Raw genomic sequence first — 19819 nt, 5'->3', positions numbered from 1 at the left:
CCTACAAGAGCTGTTCATGAAGCAATCCTGCAATTCCTCTCTGTCCCTCATAGCCGCCGGCCTGATTCTGGGTCTGGCAGGCGCCAGTCTGCCAATCCAGGCGCAGACCTTGAAGAAACCCGCGCTGGACGCACTGATCGCATCGTCCGCCCAGACCCCGCCCGAATCCTTCAAGGCCTTTGCGCAGCAGGCTGCCAGGGCCGAGCCGGGTGTGGCGCCAGCCGTGCAGCGATACACGCGTGGCCAGACGCTGTCGGATGGCGAGCTCGCGGATATCGCGCGATTGCTGGGTGTGTACAACCGTCTGACGCAGGAGACAGCGGTGCTGGAGAGCCTGCAGCGCATGGTGGCGCTGCCCACGGTGCGCGATCCCAAGGTACCTGCGCATGAGAGTCCGGCCATCCTGGACTTCGGCAAGCTCGTTGCATCCATGGCCGCCGAATTCGGGCTGCGCTTTCGCAATGTGGACAACCGCATTTTTGAAGTGACGCTGCCAGCCAATGCGGCGAGCCGCGCCAGCGAGGCCGCCGAGTTCGGCATCCTGACTCATGCCGATGTGGTGCCGGTGGTGGCTGCCGAGTGGGTGCTGGACGGCAAGCAGATCAATCCTTTCCAGGTCACCCGCGTGGGCGATCGGCTTTATGGGCGCGGCACGATTGACGACAAGGGCTCCATCGCCACCGTGCTGTATGCGATGAAGGCGGTCAAGGACAGCGGTCTGCCGCTGTCGCGCAGCATTCGCCTGATGATAGAGACCACCGAGGAAACCGGCGGCGATGCCATGAAGTACTACCAGAGCAGGACCGCGCTGCCGCAGTACAACGTCGTGCTGGACAGCAAGTACCCGGCCGTGGTCGCTGAAAAGGGCACGGGCGCGCTCAAAGCCTTGTTTGCGGATGTCACCGTGGATGCGGCCAAGCCTGCCATCACCGCCATGAGCGGCGCTGCCTCGGCCAACTCCATTGCGCAGACGGCCTCCGCCACCGTCTCCGCCACTGATGCGGCTGCGCTGGATCAGATTGCGCAGCGCCTGTCTCAGGAAAAGGACGGGTTTGTGCGTCGGCACGAGGCTCTGGGCAAGTTTGCCATCGATGTGCAGCGCGCCGAGGGGCAGGTCACGGTCAAGGTCAGCGGCGCTTCCGCTCACGGCTCGCGCCCTGAGGAAGGGGTGAATCCCGTGCCGCGTCTTGCGCTGTTTCTGCAGCAGAGCCTGATGCCGGAGCAGGGCGCGGCGCTGCTGCAGCCCAATCAGTACAGCCAGGCCCTGCGCTATATCAACGGCGTGTTTGGCCTGGACTATCTGGGCCGGCAGCTGGGCATCGCCTATGCCGATGATTTCATGGGGCCTCTCACGCTGTCGCCCAATCTCATTAGGTCGGCGGACGGCAAGCTGGAGGTGACGGCCAATGCGCGCATGCCGCGGGGCAAGACGCCGGAGCAGTTGCGCACCGAGGTGGAGCAGGGTATTGCCCGCTGGAGCGAAGCGGCCAAGGTGCCGGTCAGCGTGCAATACACCCAGGGCAACTGGATGGCCCGCGATCCCAAGGGTGCGTGGCTGAGCACCTTGCTCAATATCTTTGGCGACACCACGGGTCTGGATGCCAAGCCCGTGCCTACCGCAGGCAGCACCACGGCCAAGCTCATGCCCAATGCCATCAACTTCGGCCCGGCGATGCCTGGCAAGAAATACACGGCCCACAATGCGCTGGAGTACCAGGAGCTGCCGGATCTGCGCACGGACATGCAGATGTTCACCGAGATGCTGGTGCGCATCGGCAATCTGCAGCAAATGCAGTGATGAACGGCAGACAAGCCGTAGCCCCGATGGCGGGGCAGGCTTGCGGTTACTGCATCACGTTCATGACGGCCAGCGTCATGGTTTCCACACCGGTCTTGAGCGTGGGTTCTGGCTCGGGAGCGAAGAAGGGCGAGTGGTTGAAGGGCAGCGGCTTGCCGCCGGGCTGGCTGGCCTGCGCCACCTTCTGGGGATCGAACACGCCCAGGGTGTAGAACATGGATGGAACGCCCTGGTTGATGAAGTCGGAGAAATCTTCGCTGGCCGTGATGGGCGGGATGGGGATCACGTTCCGGTCGCCGAGCGCGGCCTTGAACAGCCTGACCGTGCGGCTTACCAGCGCCGCGTCGTTGACCACGGCGTCCGAGCCCTTGGTCAGTTTGATCTCGGGGGCAGGAGCGCCCGACATGGCGGCTTCGGCCTTGGCTGTGCGCTCTATGCCTTCGTGCATTCTGGTGCGCACCTCGCTTTTGTAGCTGCGGATGGTGCCCAGCAGCCGCGCCTGGTCGGGAATGATATTGCCCGCGCTGCCCGAATTGAAGGCGCCCACGGTGACCACGCCGAACTCCATGGGGTCTTTTTCGCGGCTGATCACGCCCTGCACGTCGACCACAAAGCGCGAGGCCATGAGCACCGGGTCAATGCCTTTGTCCGGCATGGAGCCGTGGCTGCCACGGCCATGGAAAGTGATGTCCAGAGAGTCCGAATTGGAGGTCGCCGGCCCGGCCACATAGCCCACCATGCCATAAGGCATGGAGCCGGTATGCAGCGCAAAGGCGTAGTCGGGCTTGCCGAACTTCTTGAACAGGCCGTCGGCCAGCATGGCCTTGGCGCCGGTCACGGTTTCCTCGGAAGGCTGGGCGACGAACATCAGCGTGCCCTTCCATTGATTCTTCAGGCCCAGCAGTGCCTGGGCCGTTCCCAGCCAGCTGGTCATATGCATGTCGTGGCCGCAGCTATGGGCGACAAAGCTCTCCTTGCCGTTGTACTGGGCCTTGGCCTTGCTCGCATAGGGCAGGCCGGTTTTTTCCTCCATGGGCAGGGCGTCCAGCTCGGTGCGCACCATGACGGAGGGACCCGCGCCATTGCGATAGATGGCGACCAGGCCGGTCTTGCCCATGCCCTCGGTGACCTCGAAGCCCAGCTTGCGCATTTCGGCAGCCAGCTTGGCGGCGGTACGCGTTTCCTGAAAACCCAGCTCGGGGTTGGCATGCAGGTCTTCGTAGACGCCGCGCAGCTGCGGATACATCTTGGCGATCAGCTGCTGCAGCTGGGGCTTGAGCGGCTGGAGATCCAGCTCTGCGGCCTGGGTCGAGGTCAAACTGGCGGCCAGCGCGGCGGCGATGCAGAACTTGCGAGTGAGGCTTGGGTGCATATTGGGTCTGTGGTTGGCGTCAAACAGAAGCGGCTCATGGAGAGCGCGCTTTTAGACTAGGAGCATGGCCGGACCGGATTGAAGAGGGGCAACCCGCAAATGGCACCGTGAATAGCGATGGCTCAAGGCTTTTGCGGCGCAGGCCCGGGATAATCCGCTCCCATGAACACCTCCACCAGCGCCGCCCAGGCCTCTGATTCCACCGCTTTCTCGGCGCTGCCCCTGTCCCCCGAAATGCTGGCCAACCTCCAGCAACTCGGCTATGCGCAGATGACGCCCATCCAGGCCGCCAGTTTGCCGCTGACCCTGCAGGGCAAGGACCTGATCGCCCAGGCCAGCACCGGCAGCGGCAAGACGGCTGCCTTCGGCCTGCCCATGGTCGACCGCCTGAACCCGCGCTGGTTTGCCGTCCAGGCCCTGGTGCTGTGCCCCACACGCGAGCTGGCCGACCAGGTCGCCACCGAAATCCGCCGCCTGGCGCGCGCGCAGGACAATATCAAGGTCGTCACAGTCTATGGCGGGGTGCCCTCGCGCAACCAGATCGCCTCGCTGGAAAACGGCGCGCACATCGTCGTCGGCACGCCCGGACGCGTGATGGATCTGATGGAGCGCGGCAAGCTCGACATCGGCAACCTCAAGACCCTGGTGCTGGACGAGGCCGATCGCATGCTGGACATGGGCTTTCTCGGCGACATTGAAACCGTGGTGCGCCAATGCCCGGCGGACCGTCAGACCTTGCTGTTCTCGGCCACCTACCCCGATGGCATTGCCTCGCTGGCCAGCCGCTTCATGCGCGATCCGCAGACCGTCAAGGTCGCGACCCAGCACAGCGCGGGCAAGATCGCGCAGCGCTGGTACGAAGTCGGTGCTAGAGAAAAAGTGAGCGCGGTGGCCAAGCTGCTGGCACACTTCCGTCCCGAATCAAGCATTGCCTTTTGCAATACCAAGCAGCAATGCCGCGACGTGGTGAGCGAGCTGCAGGCCCAGGGCTTCAGCGCTCTGGCCCTGTTCGGCGAGCTGGAGCAGCGCGAGCGCGACGAGGTGCTGGTGCAGTTTGCCAACAAGAGCTGCAGCGTGCTGGTCGCCACCGATGTGGCGGCGCGCGGTCTGGACATCGCCGATCTGTCTGCAGTCATCAATGTGGATGTCACCCCCGACCCCGAGGTGCATATCCACCGTATCGGCCGCACGGGCCGTGGCGATGCCGAAGGCCTGGCGCTGAATCTGGTAAGCATGGACGAGATGGGCAGCGTGGGCAAGATCGAGCAGCTGCAAGGCCGTGCTTCACAATTCTTCCCCGTTGACGAACTCACGCCTGCCGCCGGTGGCGAGCTGCTGCCACCCATGATGACCATCCAGATCATTGGCGGGCGCAAGGAAAAGATCCGCGCCGGCGATGTGATGGGCGCCATGTGCGCCGACTTCGGCTATAGCCGCGAGCAGATCGGCAAGATCAGCGTCAACGACTTTTCCACCTATGTGGCCGTGGATCGCAAGATTGCCTCGGCGGCCTGCGCCAAGCTCAATGCAGGCAAGGTCAAGGGCAAGACGGTCAAGGCTCGTCTGCTCTGAAAATATCGTCAAATTGGCCTCTGACGCTTATCTATCAAGCGCTGCGTGCTCACAAAAAAGCCTTCTCGGACCGAGAAGGCTTTTTGCTTTGGGCAGCACTTCAGCCTTTGGCGAAGAACAGCCCTGCCATCACGAGCCCCGTGGCCACAATGCCCCAGCGCAGGACATGGGGTGCAATCTTGCGCGCCACGCGGGCTCCCAGATAGCCGCCCAGGGTGGCGGCCACCATCATGACGATGGCCTGCTTCCATTCCACAATGCCGCCCACGGCGTAGATCACCACGGCAATGGCCGTCAGCAGGGCAGAGACCAGGTTCTTCATGCCGTTCATGGCGTTGAGCGAGGTCTGGCCCAGCAGGCCGAACAAGGCCAGCAGCAAAATTCCCAGGCCGCCGTTGAAGTAGCCGCCATAGATGGCCACGATCAGCATGCCAGCAGCGGCCTTGGCCGCCGATGGGGTGGTATGGGCGGCATTCTTGCCCGAGGCCCAGGCGCGCAGCTGCGGCCCGAAGGCGAACATGGCGGTGGCGGCCAGCAGCAGCCAGGGAACGACCTTGCGGAAGGTGGCGTCGGGCGTGAACAGCAGCAGCGCCGCACCGGCGGAGCCGCCGATCAGGGACAGCGCCACCACCTGTTTCATGGACAGGCCAGGCGGGGACTGCATATCGTCTTTGAAGCCCCAGGCGCCCGCCATATAGCCTGGCAGCAGGGCCACGGTGCCCGTGGCATTGGCAATCACGGGTGGCACGCCGGTGAAGACCAGCGCGGGAAGGGTCAGAAAGCTGCCGCCACCGGCGACGGCGTTGAGCGCGCCGGCCGTGAAAGCTGCGGCCAGCAAAAGGGCGAGGTGGCCCAGGTTCTCCATGTTCTTGTCTCCTGATTTTCTCTATCGGCTTTGCGCCTTGTGGTTGGGGTCGATCTTAGGCGCTGGCCCGCGTCGCCTCTTTTCTTTTTCTTGTGTGGTTAATTATTTTTGGAAATAAAAGAATATGAAAACAGTATTTTGAGGAATAAGTGATTGTTTTGACAATCAACTCCTTAGTTAAGGAGTTTTGCCGTGAATCTGCCCCGTTTCCTTTCCCGCACCGCCTGGGCCATGCTGGCTGCAAGCTGTGTATCGGGCGCAGCCATGGCTCAGCAGCCGGATTTTCCTGCGCGCTCCGTCAGGCTGGTGGTGGCCAACGGCCCCGGCAGCGTCCCGGATCTGCTGGCCCGTCAGGTGGGCAATCTGGTGGGCAATCTGGTGGGCAGGGACTGGAAGCAGGCCATCGTGGTGGAAAACAAGGGCGCGGCTGGCGGTGTCTCGGCTGTGGATGCCGTGGTCAAGGCCCAGCCCGATGGCTACACCCTTCTGGTGGGCGGCGACAGCGCCATCACCATCATGCCCAATGTGCAGCGCAACCTTCCCTATAACGTCAAGAACGACCTGGTGCCGGTGACCAAGCTGGGCCAGTCCGACTTCGTGCTGGTGGCCAATCCCCGCAAGGGCTTCAAGACCTTGCAGGACTTTGTGGCTTATGCCAAGACCCACCCGGGCAAGATCAACTATGCCTCCTCGGGCACGGGCGGCGCCCAGCATCTGGCCATGGAGCAGTTCAAGCAGCGCGCAGGCTTTTTCGCCACGCATATTCCCTATCGCGGCGGCCCTCAGGGCCTGCAGGATGTGTTGGCCGGCCAGGTCGATGTGATGCTGATTGCGATTGCTCCGGCGCTTACCCAGATCCAGAGCGGCAAGCTCACGGCGCTGGCCGTGTCCGGTCTGCAGCGCCATGCACTGCTGCCCCAGGTGCAGACCCTGGCCGAGAGTTACAAGGGCTTTGAGGCTGGTGCCTGGTTCGGTTTGTTCGCACCCAAGGGCACGCCCGCTGCCGTGGTCCAGGCCATCGCCCAGGACACGGACAAGGCGCTCAAGGACCCCGAGCTGCGCAAGAGTCTGCAGCAGCAGGGCATCACCCCCGTGGGGGAGGGCCAACAAGTGTTTGCCAAGCAGATCAAGACCGAAGATGTGCGCGTTGCCCAACTGGTGCGCAGCATTGGCCTGAGCGTCGAGTAAACGGCTTTACGCACCAGCAGAAAAAGCGGCCGAGGGCCGCTTTTCCTTTGCTCTAGGGGACTGGGTCAGAAGTTGTAACGCAGGCCGATCGAGATTTCGCTGGCCGTCAGCTTGGCACGCATCTGCTCGTCCTGCAGGCCGCGGACGTTGGCGAAGTTGTTGGAACCGCTCTTGGCCTTGCCCATGTCGACATAGCGCCAGCCCAGGTCGATGCTGAGCTTCTGGATAGGCGAATAGCTGACGCCAAAACCCACGGAATACGCCAGATTGCTCTGGGTGTCGCTGATGTACTGACGGCCCGGATTGCCCTGCCAGCCGCTGGACTCCAGACGTGCCAGGCCCAGGCCGGCCATTCCGTACAGTGAGAACTGGGAGTTCAGGGGGAAATCCTTGTATGCATTGACCATCAGGCGCTGCGAGCGGATCTGGTGGTGGTTGAAGCTGGTTGGGAAGCGGGTGGAGCCGCTGGTGAACTCGTTGTTCTTGGGCAGGGTGTACTCGGCTTCCACGCGCCAGTTCGACGGGAGTTGATAACCAAGGGCCAGGGAGCCCCCTGTGGCGGTATTCGACTCGTCGCCAGGCACGAACTGGCCCAGGCCGGGGCGGGCGCTGGAGTCCATGTCGTGGGCCTGGTAGCGTGCGGAATTGATCCGCAGGGCGCCGTAGTAGCTATCGTCGGCAAAAGCGCTGCCTGCGGCAGCCAGGATCAGCAGGGGGGCAAGGCGTTGAAATTTCACGAAAAATCCTAGATCCGATTACTTCAGCAGGTCCTGCACCTTGGCCAGGGCGGCCTGTGCGCATTGGTCGTCCAGATGGCCGCCGGGCGCACCGGCCACGCCCACGGCACCGATCACCTCATTGCCCACCTTCACGGGCACGCCGCCGCCCAGCAGCAGGAAGCCGGGGATGTCCTTGAGGTTGGCTGCGCCGGCGTTCTTCTGGGAGTTCTCCATAATGGCAAGCGTTGGCGCCTTGGCCGATGCCGAGGTGAAGGCCTTTTCGCGGCTGGCTTCCACGGTGTGTGGGCCGGCGTTGTCGGCACGCTGCACGGCGCGCACGCCGCCGGCGCGATCGACCACGGTGGCGGTCACGGCATAGCTGTTGGCGGTGCAGGCCGAGACGGACTGGGCGGCGATCTGGTTGGCCAGCTCTAGCGACATATTCTTTTCCGTGCGCACGGCCTGGGCGTTGGCGGTGCCGGCGGTCAGGGTGGCCAGAGTCAGGGCGGCGAGTGTCAGAGTGCGTTTCATACGTTTTTCCGGGTGGATGGGTATGAACGCAACTGTAGAAAAACGCCACCCGGGCGTCCATGCGGCAGGCTACGCGCCTACCTCCGTAGAACTACGGAGCGGCGTCCTCGACCAGGGCCGCGTAGCGCCGGATGAGCATGGCCAGCGAGTCGGTCTCCAGCTTGGCGAACAGGTTGGCGCGGTGGGTCTCCACCGTGCGCGGCGAGAGCGACAGCGCGCGGCCGATCTCCTTGTTGGTGAGCCCTTCCACGATCAGGCCCAGCACCTCGCATTCGCGGCTCGAGAGCTGTGCATAACGCTCGCGTGCCTGCCGGTCGGCCTGGTGGCGCTCGCGCGAGCGCACATGCTGGCGTACAGAGGCCTGCAGAGCCTCGATGAGCAGCTCGTCATCGACTGGCTTCTCAAGGAATTCCGCAGCCCCTGCCTTGAAGGCGCGGCGGCACATCTCCACTGTGCCATGGCCCGTGAGCATGATCACTGGCTGGTCTACCCCTTGCGCCACCAGCCTGTCCAGCACCGTCAGACCGCTGGTGCCGGGCATGCGCACGTCGAGCACGATGGCGCCCACGTCGCTGCGGTCGAACTCGGCGAGAAAGGCATGCGGGTCGGACCAGGATTGGACGCGCAGGCCTACGGTACCTATGAGCAGCGCCAGGCTGTCGCGCACGGCGGTATCGTCGTCCACAAGGTGAATCAGGGGCGAGAGGGAAGAGGTCATGGCGCGTTCAAGGCTGGTGGGCCAGCGGGAGCAGCAGATGGAATTCGGCCCCAGGCCCGTCGGCTGGCAGGGGAGAGGGAGGCGCCAACGTGAGCTCGCCTCCCATCGCCTGCGCCAGGCTTTCCGACAGTGACAGGCCCAGTCCCAGGCCGCCGGAGCGTGTGGTGTAGAACGGGGTGAACAAGTGCGCTCGTGCCTCGGGCGCTACGCCGGGGCCGGTGTCGCGCACGCTCAGCAGGACTCGCGCGCCCTGGGGGCTAAGGGTGAGGCGCAAGCGGCGCAGGCCGGCCTCGGTCTGCTCCATGGCCTGCAACGCGTTCATCACCAAGTTGTGGATGATCTGTTGCAAGGCCACGGGCTCGGCGCGCACGGCAGGCAGGTCTGCGGGGGCATCCACCTGCACGGCAATGCTGCGGCGGCGCAGCTCGGGCTCCAGCAGGTGCAATGCATCATGCACGGCGGTGGGCAGGGGCAGAGCCTGAACCTGGCCTGAAAGGTCAGGCCGCTCGACCACGCGGCGCAAGCGTCCCACGACGGTGCTGGCGCGCCTTGCCTGGGCCACGGCCTGACTCATGGCATGGCGCGCCATGTCCAGATCTGGCTCCTCATCGTCCAGCAGGCGCTGCGCCGCCTGGGTATTGGCCAGCAGCGCGGTCAGCGGCTGGTTGAGCTCGTGTGCCATGCCCGCGGCCAGTTCGCCGAGCTGGTTGAGACGGGCGACCTGGCCCAGACGCAACAGCTCTTCTGCCCGGCGTGCAGCCACGCGCTGGCGCAGCAAGGTGCGCAGTGCGGCCAGTACTGCAGCGCTAGCAGCCGCCCAGGCCAGCATGGTGGCCCAGGGCAGCTCGCTCCAGCCCACGTCGCGCTCCAGCACCACATCGAAGGGCTGGCTCTGCGAGGCCAGCAGCTTGTGAAAGTCGTAATTCCAGCCGCGCTCCAGTTGCCGTCCGGCCTGCACGGTAAAGGCTTGGCCCTGATACTGAAGCCACACGCGCACTGGACTGGTCCGGGCATCCATGGGCCACTCGTCCCAGGGAATGGTGGCATGCAGATCCAGCAGCAGGGCGTGGTCGGCGGCTGGGCCGGCAAGCGCCAACCATACCCGGCCTTTGGGCAGGTCGGCCCAGGCCAGTTCGGCATGGCCGCTTTGCAGTGAGCGGGCCTCTGCCATATCCAGCGCGGCACCCAGGTCATGGGGCCAGTCAGCCGGCCAGTTGCTGTCCGGCAGGCGGCGCAGTACCTCGATGATCTGCGGATAGGCGGCGGGCAGGCGCGGCAGCGGCAAGGCTACCTTGGCACTGCGGCCTTGCGCAGGTGGCTGCAGCAGGGGCAGCATGGCCATTACCGCATCGTGCTGCACGGCACGCTGGCTCAGCAGCCGGTGCACGATGCGCGCATCCGTCACGAATGCATCCTCCAGGGCCTGCAACCGCGCATGCACGAGCCAGCCTGCGCCTGCAATGGCCACCAGGGCCCAGGCCATCAGCCAGGCCAGGGGGCGGCGCCAGTGGGGGATGATCATGATGGTCGGTGTTGTCGCGGATTATTTGGCGTAAGGGTCTTCGTAACCCATCTCCTTCATGATGTCGGTCTCGTAAGCCTCCATCTCTTCGGCGTCTTCCTCGCTGGTCTCGTGGTCCCAGCCCTGGGCATGCAGCGTGCCATGCACCAGCAGATGGGCGTAATGCTCTTCCAGGCTCTTGTTCTGCTCTTGGGCCTCGCGCTCCACCACGGGGGCGCAGAGCACAAGATCGGCCATCACGCAAGGCTCCTGCTGATAGTCGAAGGTCAGCACATTGGTCGCGTAGTCCTTTTTGCGGTACTCGCGATTGAGCTTTCGGCCTTCCTCGGCATCGACGATGCGCACGGTGATCTCGGCATCCACGGCCAGCGCATGGCGGATCCAGCGCGTGACGCGGCTGCGGCTCAGCAGTTCGCGATGGGCGGCGGCCTCGGCGCTGGGACCGAATTGCAGCGATAGTTGCAGTTGATTTAAGGTCATTTTGGCTTTTAGCCCTTATGAGGTAAGCGCTAGTAGCTATTAATTTTGATTAAAGTTCGTCTGCCGTTGGCAGTGGGCGGGCCGTACGGGGACTGCTGCGGTGCTTGGGCGCCGAAGTGCCTTCGGACACCCGGCCGCGTGCGTCATAGGCGTCCACAATGCGGGCCACCAGCGGGTGGCGCACCACGTCGGCGCTGGTGAAGTGGTTGATGGAGATGCCCTTGACGCGTTTGAGGACGCGCTCGGCATCGACAAGTCCGCTGGGTGCTCCCTTGGGCAGGTCAACCTGGCTCACGTCGCCCGTGACCACGGCCTTGGCGCCAAAGCCGATGCGGGTCAGAAACATCTTCATCTGCTCGGGCGTGGTGTTCTGCGCCTCGTCCAGGATCACGAAGGCGTTGTTCAGCGTGCGTCCGCGCATAAAGGCCAGCGGCGCGATCTCCAGCGCATTGCGCTCGAAGGCCTTCTGCACCTTCTCGTAACCCATCAGATCGTAGAGCGCGTCATACAGCGGGCGCAGATAGGGGTCCACCTTCTGCGTCAGGTCGCCGGGCAGAAAGCCCAGGCGTTCGCCGGCTTCCACGGCGGGCCGGGTCAGCACGATGCGCTGCACGGCGCTGCGCTCCAGCGCGTCCACGGCGCAGGCCACGGCCAGATAGGTCTTGCCCGTGCCGGCCGGGCCGATGCCGAAGCTGATGTCGTGATTGGCGATGTTTTCCAGATACAGCGCCTGGTTGGGCGTGCGGGCGCGCAGATCGGCACGGCGCGTAGTCAATTGCGGAGCCGTCAGGTCGGCCTCCAGCATCTCGACATCGCCGGCCAGCATGAGCTGCAGCGTATCTTCTGCAATCACGTAGTCGGCGATCTCATAGAGAGCCTGAAGCAGCTCCAGCGCCTCATTGGCCTTGGCCTTGGGGCCGTCGATCTTGAACTGCTCGTGGCGGTGAGCGATCTTGACGCCCAGCGCGATTTCGATGGTGCGCAGATGCGCATCTGCCGGGCCGCAGAGATGGGTCAGGCGCGTATTGTTATGGGGTGTGAAGGTATGGCGCAGGATCACGCGGATAATTTCTCAAAAGAATCGCCGCACGGTGCGGCAAAGGATTTCAATGATAGGCAAATTGACTGGAACGCTGCTGGAAAAAAACCCGCCCGAAGTCCTGGTGGACTGTGCCGGTGTGGGCTATGAGGTGCAGGTGCCCATGAGCACCTTCTACAACCTGCCTGCCAATGGTGCCAAGGTAGCCTTGCTGACCCATTTCGTGGTGCGGGAAGACGCCCAGCTGCTGTTCGGCTTCGGTACGGCCCGCGAGCGCCAGACCTTCCGCGAACTCATCAAGATCACCGGCATAGGACCGCGCATGGCACTGGCCGTGCTCAGCGGCATGAGCATCGATGATCTCGCGGACGCGGTATCGCAGCAGCAAGCAGGGCGATTGGTCAAGGTGCCCGGCATCGGCAAGAAGACCGCCGAGCGTCTGCTGCTGGAGCTCAAGGGCAAGATCGGCGCGGATACCGGTGCGCAGTCGCTGTTTGCCAATAACAATGACCAGAACGATATTCAGCAGGCACTGATGGCGCTGGGCTACTCGGACAAGGAAGCATCGGCCGCCCTCAAGAAACTCCCACCCGATGTAGGGGTGAGCGAGGGCATTAAGCTCGCGCTCAAGGCTTTGACCAAATAGCTTCGCTGGCCCTGTGCCAGTCCGATCGTGAACTGCAGGAGAACACGATATGCATTGGTGGATACAGGGCAGGCGCGTTCCCTCTCTATGCGCAAGCCTGATGCTGGTGGTGCTGACCGCTTGCGGCGGCGGAGGGGGCGGAGGCAGTGTTCCGGACCCGGGCCCTGGCGGCGCAGGTGTCGGTAACGGCGGCAATGGTGCGGGCGTCGCAGAGACCAGTCCTCCGCCGGGTCCGCCCACGGCCTATGTGCTGGATTCGCTGATAGTGCCTGTCGCCCAGACTGCGGCTTCGGCCAGAGGCGTGGCCGTGGCATCCGTGGCCGTGCGACCCAAGACCGTCGATCTGGCTTTGCCGCAGTGGAACGACGCGCCTTTGCCGGTCATGCCCATGCCTGGTGTGCCCATGCAGATCGGGGCGCCACGGGCGCTGTCTTCGTTGCAGTCCACTGGCGACATGGCACGTACGTTGCGATGGGCCGGGGCACCGGATGGCGGACAGGTGGCGGCGATAAGCATCACATCGACCGGCGCCCATGGCCTGCGGCTGGGGCTGGTGGTCGATGCCATGCCCGATGCCGCCGAGCTCAGGCTGTACCGCAAGGATCGCAGCAAGACCGGGTTCGAGACCACGGGCAAGGCCATCAACGAGGCCATTGCGCGCAACCGGCGTGTCGACGGCGACACCCGGGCGGCTGGCATCTGGTGGACCCCCGACCTGGGCGCCGATGAGGTCACGCTGGAGATTGCACTGCCTGCGGGACTGTCGACATCGCAGCTGCGCATTGCCATTCCCACACTCACCCATGCCTATGTCAACCTGGCCCTGCCCGTGGAGCTGGAGCTGCGCGATAGCCTCGTGCCCAGAAATGTGGGCGATGCCGCGGGTTGCGAGCTCGATGCCAGCTGCGCCGATCAGTACGCGGTCGAGCGCAATGCCGTGGCGCGCATGACGTATGTGGGCCCCGACAACCGCTACTACTACTGCACGGGCTCCCTGCTGAACAATACCAAGCGGGACTACACGCCGTACTTTCTATCGGCCAGTCACTGCATCTCGACGCAGGCAGCCGCCACTTCGCTGCGCACAGACTGGTTTTTCCGCTCGGCAAGCTGCAATAGCTTCGAGCCGAATGCAAGTACCTCGGCGCTGCAGCGCGGTGCCACGCTGCTGTATTCGACCGCTGTGACCGATGCCACGCTGATGCGACTCAATGAGGTGCCACCTGCCGGCGCGACGCTGGCCGGCTGGGATGCGAGAGGAACGGCGGTGACGGGGACGGCCATCTACGGACTGCATCACCCGCAGGGCGATTTGCTCAAATACAGCGAAGGCCAGGTGCAAAGCTACAGAAACTGCAGTCTGGGCGCCGGCAGCATCACCTGCAGCCCGGGCAATGCCCAGAGCGATTTTGTGAACGTCGGCTGGAGCAAGGGCGTGACCGAAGGCGGCAGCAGTGGCTCGGCCATGTTTGCGGGCGGACGCGTCGTGGGCACGTTGTCCGGCGGCAGCAGCTCGTGTACGGTCAGCGGCGGCTCCGATGTCTACAGCCGCTTCGACCGGACCTTCAGCAGCCAGATCGGGAACTGGCTGGCGCAGTGACCGAGGGCCGGGCCTATTTCCCCTGCAACTGCCTGACGGCCGCCTTGGTCTGCTCCACATGGGCCAGCGGGTCGCTGCTGACAAGGGCGAACTTCACCTTGCCGTCCTGGCCCACCACATAGGAGATGCGGTCGGCCCTGGCAGGGTTGGCGGCAGCACCCGCGTCATAGGCCTTGATGGTGACGGCCCGAGGGTCCGATGCCACGGCAAACTGGTCGCGGCAGGCCTCGGTGGAAAAGCGCTTGAGGGTGTCGATATCGTCATGTGACATGCCCACCACCGTGGCTTTCATGGCGGCGAACTGGGGCGTGGCTTCGGCAAAGGCATGGGCTTCCAGCGTGCAGCCCTGGGTGAAGGCCTTGGGGAAGAAGTACAGCACCACCGGCCCTTTCTTGAGCGCCTCGGCCATATCGAAGTCAAAAGCCTTGCCGGCAACGGCTGCGGGCGTCTTGAAGCCAGGTGCTGCATCGCCGGCCTTGAGCGCAGCCTGGGCAGCGACGGACAGGCAAAGCAGGGCGGCCGTACAGGCCAGGGTGTGAATACGCATGAAAAAGCTCCTCGGATCTTTGCCGTCATTGTGCGCAAAGCCAGGGGCCGGCCGTCAATGTGGGGCACAGCAACTGTGGGATTTTGTTTCCCCTGTATTTTTAATCAGTGTCCCTGTCATGCTTGGGGCACAATTGCTGCCATGACGATTCATGTGGACGAATTTGCGGCCAGCCCCGCACCTGCACGCAAGGCCAGAAGCGCGGCCGCCGACCCCGAGGCGGCTGCGCCGCGCATGGTTTCGGCCGGGCATTCGTCCCAGGGCGAAGAGGCGCTGGAGCGTGCCCTGCGCCCCAAGCAGCTCGACGAGTATGTGGGCCAGGCCAAGGCGCGAGAGCAGCTCGAGATCTTCATTGGCGCTGCCAAGAAGCGCAGCGAGGCGCTCGATCATGTGCTGTTGTTCGGCCCGCCGGGCCTGGGCAAGACCACGCTGTCCCACATCATCGCAGCCGAGCTGGGCGTGAACCTGCGCCAGACCAGCGGCCCGGTGCTGGAAAAACCCAAGGATCTGGCGGCGCTGCTCACCAATCTCGAGCCCAACGATGTGCTGTTCATCGACGAGATTCACCGACTGAGCCCGGTGGTCGAGGAAATCCTCTACCCGGCGCTGGAGGACTATCAGATAGACATCATGATTGGCGAAGGCCCGGCTGCACGCTCCATCAAGCTCGATCTCCAGCCATTCACGCTGGTGGGCGCGACCACGCGCGCCGGCATGCTCACCAACCCGCTGCGCGATCGCTTCGGCATCGTGGCGCGGCTGGAGTTCTATACCTCGGAGGAGCTCTCGCGCATTGTCAGGCGCAGCGCCGGACTGCTCAATGCGCCGATTGACGCGGAAGGCTGCTTCGAGATCGCGCGCCGCTCGCGCGGCACGCCGCGCATTGCCAACCGCCTGCTGCGCCGCGTGCGCGACTATGCCGATGTCAAGGGCGACGGCCGCATCACGCGCGAGATTGCCGACAAGGCTCTGGCCATGCTCGATGTGGACCCCCAGGGCTTTGACATCATGGACCGCAAGCTGCTCGAAGCCGTGGTGCATCGTTTCGACGGCGGCCCGGTAGGTCTGGACAATATCGCGGCGAGTATCGGCGAGGAGTCGGGCACCATCGAGGACGTGATCGAGCCCTATCTGATCCAGCAGGGCTTTTTGCAGCGCACGCCGCGCGGGCGCATGGCCACCCAGGCCGCCTACCGGCACCTGGGCCTGCAGCCCCCCGGAGACAATGCAGCATAAAACTGGCGCAACCCAAACCAGAGACATCGAGCAAGGACCGCCCCGCAGCGAAGATGTCGTCCCCCTGGGGGAAGCCGCGCAGCGGCTCAGGGGGGATCAATTGCTCTGCGGTCCGGCGTTCCAGAAGGCCTGCAGCACGCCGGGCAGGGCTTCGATCTGCGTGACCACCTGGTCCAGCTCCTCGGCATGCACGGCCGTGGCGAACAGCTCGGCCTCGATTTCGGTGTTGTGCGGCGGAATCTCGTGCTTTTCGACTGCGCGCACCGGGTAGTTGGCCGCCTCCAGCAGCTCCTGCATGCCCTCGCGCACATCGGCCTGGGCTTGCTGGCCGCAGATCACATAGACATAGTAGGTGGCCTCGCTGGCATGCTCGGCCACGGGATGGCGGTTGATGTAGTTGACCACGGGGCGCAGCAAGGTGTTGCTGGCCAGCACGAACAGGGTGGCAAGGCCGGCCTCGGGCAGCAGGCCCGCGCCCGCGCAGGCGCCCACGGCGGCCGAGCCCCATAGCGTGGCGGCGGTGTTCAGCCCCGTGATGTTGGCTCCTTCCTTCATGATGGCGCCGGCACCCAGAAAGCCCACGCCCGAAACCACATAGGAGATGACGCGCGTGGCGCCGTCCGCGCCTGAGACGCGCATGGCCAGGTCGACGAACACGGCCGCGCCCACGGCGACCAGGGTATTGGTGCGCAGGCCCGCCGTGCGCTGGCGTATCTGGCGCTCAAGGCCGATGATGCTGCCGCAGACAAAGGCCACGAGAAGACACAGCACCGTGTTCAGCGTGGCGAGCAGATTGAAGTTCTGTAGGGATTGCATGAAGTTCTGATTGTTATTGGTTATGGACAGGTGCTTGGGTTCATGAAATATGCGGCCCGGAGCTCACCAGCCGTACTTGCGGATATAGACGCGCTTGAGCAGCGTGGTCAGCACAGCATAGGCCAGCAATATGACGATGAGCCAGGGGAAATAGCCGAGCGGCAGGGCCTGCAGCTTGAAATGTCCGGCCAGCGGGCCCATGGGCAGGAAGATGCCTATGGCCATGATGGTCGCCGTGGCGGCCAGCAAGGGCCAGGAGGCACGGCTTTGCACAAACGGGATCTTCGGCGTGCGGATCATGTGCACGATCAGCGTCTGCGTGAGCAGCCCCACCACGAACCAGCCAGACTGGAACAGGCTTTGCTCTGCGGCCGTGCTGGCATGGAAGACGAACCACATCAGCGCGAAGGTGAGCACGTCGAACAGCGAGCTGATGGGGCCGAAGAAGAGCATGAAGCAGCCCAGGTCCTGAGGGTTCCAGCGCAGCGGCCGCGCGACCATTTCCTCGTCCACGTTGTCGAAGGGAATGGCGATCTGCGACAGGTCGTAGAGCAGGTTCTGCATCAGCAGCTGCATGGGCAGCATGGGCAGGAACGGGATGAAGGCCGAAGCGATCAGCACCGAGAACACGTTGCCGAAGTTGGAGCTGGTCGTCATGCGGATGTACTTGAGCATATTGCTGAAGGTGCGGCGTCCTTCGAGCACGCCCTGCTCCAGCACCATCAGGCTTTTCTCCAGCAGGATGATGTCGGCCGCCTCGCGGGCGATGTCCACGCCGCTGTCGACGCTGATGCCGATATCGGCGGCGCGCAGCGCGGGCGCGTCGTTGATGCCGTCGCCCATAAAGCCCGTGATATGACCGTTGGCGCGCAGCGCATGCACGATGCGCTCCTTGTGCAGCGGCGTCAGGCGGGCGAACAGCAGGTGCGACTCCACGGTGCGGCGCAGCTGCTCCTCGTCCATGGCTTCGATGTCGTTGCCGACAATCGTCTCGTCCACCTGCAGGCCCACGTCGCGGCAGACCTTGCGTGCCACCAGCTCGTTGTCGCCCGTGAGTACTTTGACCGTCACCCCATGCTGCAGCAGCGCAGCAATGGCGGCCTGGGTGGATTCCTTGGGCGGATCGAGAAAGGCCACGTAGCCGATCAGGGTCAGTCCGGCCTCGTCGGCGATGCCGTAGGTGTTCTTGTCGGGCGGCACTTCCTTCATGGCCACGGCCACCACGCGCAGCCCCTCGCTGTTCAGGCCCTCGGTGACGGCGCGCACCTGCTCGCGGCGCTCGGGCGTGAGCGGCAGCCGCGTGTCTCCGTCGCGCCCGCTGTCTCGAATATGTGTGCAGACCTGCAGGATTTCCTCGACCGCCCCCTTGCAGATCAGCTCGTGGTGGTGATTGCGCTCGGCCACCACCACGGACATGCGCCGGCGCTGGAAGTCGAACGGAATTTCGTCGACCTTGCGGTAGTCCTCGTTGACATGCAGCCGCGTGTGCAGCTCCACATGCTCGAGTACGGCACGGTCCAGCAGGTTCTTGAGCCCGGTCTGGTAGTAGCTGTTGAGGTAGGCGAACTGCAGCACCTCGTCGCTGGGACGGCCCTGCACATCGGTGTGGCGCTCCAGCGCGATGCGGTCCTGCGTCAGCGTGCCGGTCTTGTCGGTGCACAGCACATCCATGGCGCCGAAGTTCTGGATCGCATCCAGGCGCTTGACCATCACCTTCTGGCGCGACAGCACCACGGCGCCCTTGGCCAGCGTGGAGGTGACGATCATGGGCAGCATCTCGGGTGTCAGGCCCACGGCCACCGACAGCGCGAACAAAAAGGCCTCGCCCCAGTCGCCCTTGGTGTAGCCGTTGATGAACAGCACCACGGGCACCATCACGGCCGCGAAGCGGATCAGCAGCCAGCTGACGCTGTTCACGCCCTGCTCGAAGGCCGTGGCAGTGCGGTCCTGGTGGGTGATGCGCGCTGCCAGTGTGCCGAAATAGGTCTGGTTGCCGGTGGCGACGACCACGGCCATGGCCGATCCCGAGACCACATTGGTGCCCATGAAGAGCAGGTTGCCGGCTTCCAGCAACTGGCCGGCCTGCAGGGCGGCGAGGGTGCGCGCATCCTTTTCCACGGGCAGCGATTCGCCCGTCATGGCTGCCTGGCTCACGAACAGGTCCTTGGCGGACAGCAGGCGGCAGTCGGCCGGGATCATGTCGCCGGCCGACAGGGCCACAATGTCTCCGGGCACCAGCTCGCGCATGAGCAGCTCGGACAGCGAGGTGTCATGGCCTCCGCCGCTGTCGCGAAAGTCTGCGGCCGGTGCATCGGTCTTGCGGCGCACGGTGACGCGGTTGCTGACCAGGGCCTGCAGGCGTGCTGCGGCGCGCCGGGACCGCCCTTCCTGGACAAAGCGCAGCAGCGTGGACAGCAGCACCATGCTGGCGATGACGATGGTGGCTTTTTCGTCCTCGGTGACATAGGAGACCACGGCCAGCAGTGTCAGCAGCAGGTTGAAGGGGTTGCGGTAGCAATGCCACAGGTGCTGCCATGAGGGCAGCGGCTTTTCATGCGCCACCTCGTTGGGCCCATGGCGTAGCTGGCGCTGCCGGGCCTGCTCGGTGCTCAGGCCCCGGTTCGATGTGTCCAGCTGCTGCAGCAGCGCAGCCACGGGGCTGCAGGCGGCGGATTGCAGGGCCTGTACCTGTGTCGCAGGCACTGTGACGGCTGTGGACGGGCCGCCAGCGGGCATGGGCTGGCGGCCGAAGAGGCCGGCCATGCGGTGGCTGCGCAAAAAGGCCCGGAACAGATTTTTGAGAGTCTGCATCACGGCCTCCTGTCAGTGCAGCGTCTTGCCGGAGGTGCCCAATCGCGTCCGGGGCTGCTGCGCCTGGCTGGCGCGCAACTGGTTGTCGATGCGGCTGCGCTGCTCGCGGGTCAGCAGCGACAGCGCATCGGCGCGCTGGCGGATGCTCAGATTGGCCATGGCGCTGGCCATGAGGGGCGCTGCATGGCGGTCGACCAGGTGGCGCAGCACATCGGTGCGGCGCTCGCTCAGTGCCGAGATCACGGCATGGGTCAGGCCATGGTGGCGGGTAGAGTCATTGAAGCGGGATGCGGGGCGGCTGCGTTGCAGCACGCGCAGCCAGGCGAGGCGTTGCATGGGCATACTCCTTGGGGGTGACC

18 protein-coding genes are annotated in these 19819 nt (G+C 64.5%); 6 read left to right on the top strand and 12 right to left on the bottom strand.

The features are described from left to right. Positions 1-16 precede the first annotated feature (16 nt). Positions 17-1798, top strand: a complete 1782-nt coding sequence (locus AAIL67_RS11155) for a dipeptidase (protein ID WP_343484055.1) — start codon at positions 17-19, stop codon at positions 1796-1798. A gap of 46 nt (positions 1799-1844) precedes the next feature. Here the strand turns inward: AAIL67_RS11155 and AAIL67_RS11150 are convergent, their stop codons facing one another. Then, on the bottom strand, positions 1845-3170 hold the full coding sequence (locus AAIL67_RS11150) for an amidohydrolase (RefSeq protein ID WP_343484054.1): 1326 nt from the start codon (positions 3168-3170) through the stop codon (positions 1845-1847). A gap of 162 nt (positions 3171-3332) precedes the next feature. Here AAIL67_RS11150 and dbpA point away from each other — a divergent pair, with 162 nt between their 5' ends. Further along, a complete protein-coding gene (dbpA, locus tag AAIL67_RS11145; protein WP_034354741.1) occupies positions 3333-4742 on the top strand; it encodes an ATP-dependent RNA helicase DbpA in 1410 nt (469 codons plus the stop codon). A 100-nt stretch (positions 4743-4842) separates the two neighbouring features. Here dbpA and AAIL67_RS11140 read toward each other — a convergent pair whose 3' ends face one another. Beyond that, positions 4843-5607 (bottom strand): sulfite exporter TauE/SafE family protein, encoded by a 765-nt coding sequence (locus AAIL67_RS11140; protein WP_343484052.1) that lies wholly within the window; start codon positions 5605-5607, stop codon positions 4843-4845. A 192-nt stretch (positions 5608-5799) separates the two neighbouring features. Between AAIL67_RS11140 and AAIL67_RS11135 the strand changes: the two genes are divergently transcribed. Further along, positions 5800-6795 carry a tripartite tricarboxylate transporter substrate binding protein gene (locus AAIL67_RS11135; protein WP_343484051.1) on the top strand — a complete coding sequence of 332 codons (996 nt, stop codon included), beginning with the start codon at positions 5800-5802 and terminating at the stop codon, positions 6793-6795. 65 nt (positions 6796-6860) lie between these two features. Here AAIL67_RS11135 and AAIL67_RS11130 read toward each other — a convergent pair whose 3' ends face one another. The 6 genes from AAIL67_RS11130 to AAIL67_RS11105 all read right to left on the bottom strand — a co-directional run bounded on the left by AAIL67_RS11130 (position 6861) and on the right by AAIL67_RS11105 (position 11825). Beyond that, positions 6861-7532 (bottom strand): outer membrane beta-barrel protein, encoded by a 672-nt coding sequence (locus AAIL67_RS11130; RefSeq protein WP_343484049.1) that lies wholly within the window; start codon positions 7530-7532, stop codon positions 6861-6863. 18 nt (positions 7533-7550) lie between these two features. Beyond that, positions 7551-8045 (bottom strand): heme-binding protein, encoded by a 495-nt coding sequence (locus AAIL67_RS11125; protein WP_034391195.1) that lies wholly within the window; start codon positions 8043-8045, stop codon positions 7551-7553. Between the two features lie 91 nt (positions 8046-8136). After that, positions 8137-8763, bottom strand: a complete 627-nt coding sequence (locus tag AAIL67_RS11120) for a response regulator (RefSeq protein WP_224649025.1) — start codon at positions 8761-8763, stop codon at positions 8137-8139. A 7-nt stretch (positions 8764-8770) separates the two neighbouring features. Beyond that, the gene (locus AAIL67_RS11115) at positions 8771-10285 is read right to left on the bottom strand and encodes an ATP-binding protein (protein WP_343484047.1); all 1515 of its coding nucleotides are present in this window, start codon (positions 10283-10285) and stop codon (positions 8771-8773) included. A 21-nt stretch (positions 10286-10306) separates the two neighbouring features. Then, entirely contained in the window at positions 10307-10765 is a 459-nt protein-coding gene (ybeY, locus tag AAIL67_RS11110) for an rRNA maturation RNase YbeY (RefSeq protein WP_343484046.1), read from the bottom strand. Between the two features lie 49 nt (positions 10766-10814). Next, a complete protein-coding gene (locus tag AAIL67_RS11105) occupies positions 10815-11825 on the bottom strand; it encodes a PhoH family protein (protein ID WP_034354721.1) in 1011 nt (336 codons plus the stop codon). Positions 11826-11874: 49 nt separating this feature from the next. Here AAIL67_RS11105 and ruvA point away from each other — a divergent pair, with 49 nt between their 5' ends. Continuing rightward, positions 11875-12450: a Holliday junction branch migration protein RuvA gene (gene ruvA / locus AAIL67_RS11100; protein WP_012839968.1), complete on the top strand. Its 576-nt coding sequence runs from the start codon at positions 11875-11877 to the stop codon at positions 12448-12450. A gap of 49 nt (positions 12451-12499) precedes the next feature. Further along, positions 12500-14050 carry a trypsin-like peptidase domain-containing protein gene (locus AAIL67_RS11095; protein WP_224649022.1) on the top strand — a complete coding sequence of 517 codons (1551 nt, stop codon included), beginning with the start codon at positions 12500-12502 and terminating at the stop codon, positions 14048-14050. Between the two features lie 13 nt (positions 14051-14063). Here AAIL67_RS11095 and AAIL67_RS11090 read toward each other — a convergent pair whose 3' ends face one another. Continuing rightward, on the bottom strand, positions 14064-14597 hold the full coding sequence (locus tag AAIL67_RS11090; protein WP_003068738.1) for a peroxiredoxin: 534 nt from the start codon (positions 14595-14597) through the stop codon (positions 14064-14066). 141 nt (positions 14598-14738) lie between these two features. On the opposite strand from AAIL67_RS11090, the gene ruvB reads away from it, so the two are divergent. Beyond that, complete coding sequence (gene ruvB / locus AAIL67_RS11085; RefSeq protein ID WP_012839966.1) at positions 14739-15833, top strand: Holliday junction branch migration DNA helicase RuvB; 1095 nt, start codon at positions 14739-14741, stop codon at positions 15831-15833. A 96-nt stretch (positions 15834-15929) separates the two neighbouring features. On the opposite strand, the gene AAIL67_RS11080 is transcribed toward ruvB, so the two are convergent. The 3 genes from AAIL67_RS11080 to AAIL67_RS11070 form a co-directional block, all read right to left on the bottom strand. Further along, on the bottom strand, positions 15930-16649 hold the full coding sequence (locus tag AAIL67_RS11080; protein ID WP_034354715.1) for an MgtC/SapB family protein: 720 nt from the start codon (positions 16647-16649) through the stop codon (positions 15930-15932). Between the two features lie 63 nt (positions 16650-16712). Further along, positions 16713-19460, bottom strand: coding sequence for a magnesium-translocating P-type ATPase (gene mgtA, locus AAIL67_RS11075; protein ID WP_343484044.1), 2748 nt, complete (start codon positions 19458-19460; stop codon positions 16713-16715). Positions 19461-19472: 12 nt separating this feature from the next. Then, entirely contained in the window at positions 19473-19796 is a 324-nt protein-coding gene (locus tag AAIL67_RS11070) for a hypothetical protein (RefSeq protein WP_343484043.1), read from the bottom strand. Positions 19797-19819 lie beyond the last annotated feature (23 nt).

This window comes from Comamonas sp. A7-5, assembly GCF_039581385.1.
Taxonomy (GTDB): domain Bacteria; phylum Pseudomonadota; class Gammaproteobacteria; order Burkholderiales; family Burkholderiaceae_C; genus Comamonas; species Comamonas thiooxydans.
This window is presented reverse-complemented; position numbering and strand designations above follow the sequence as displayed.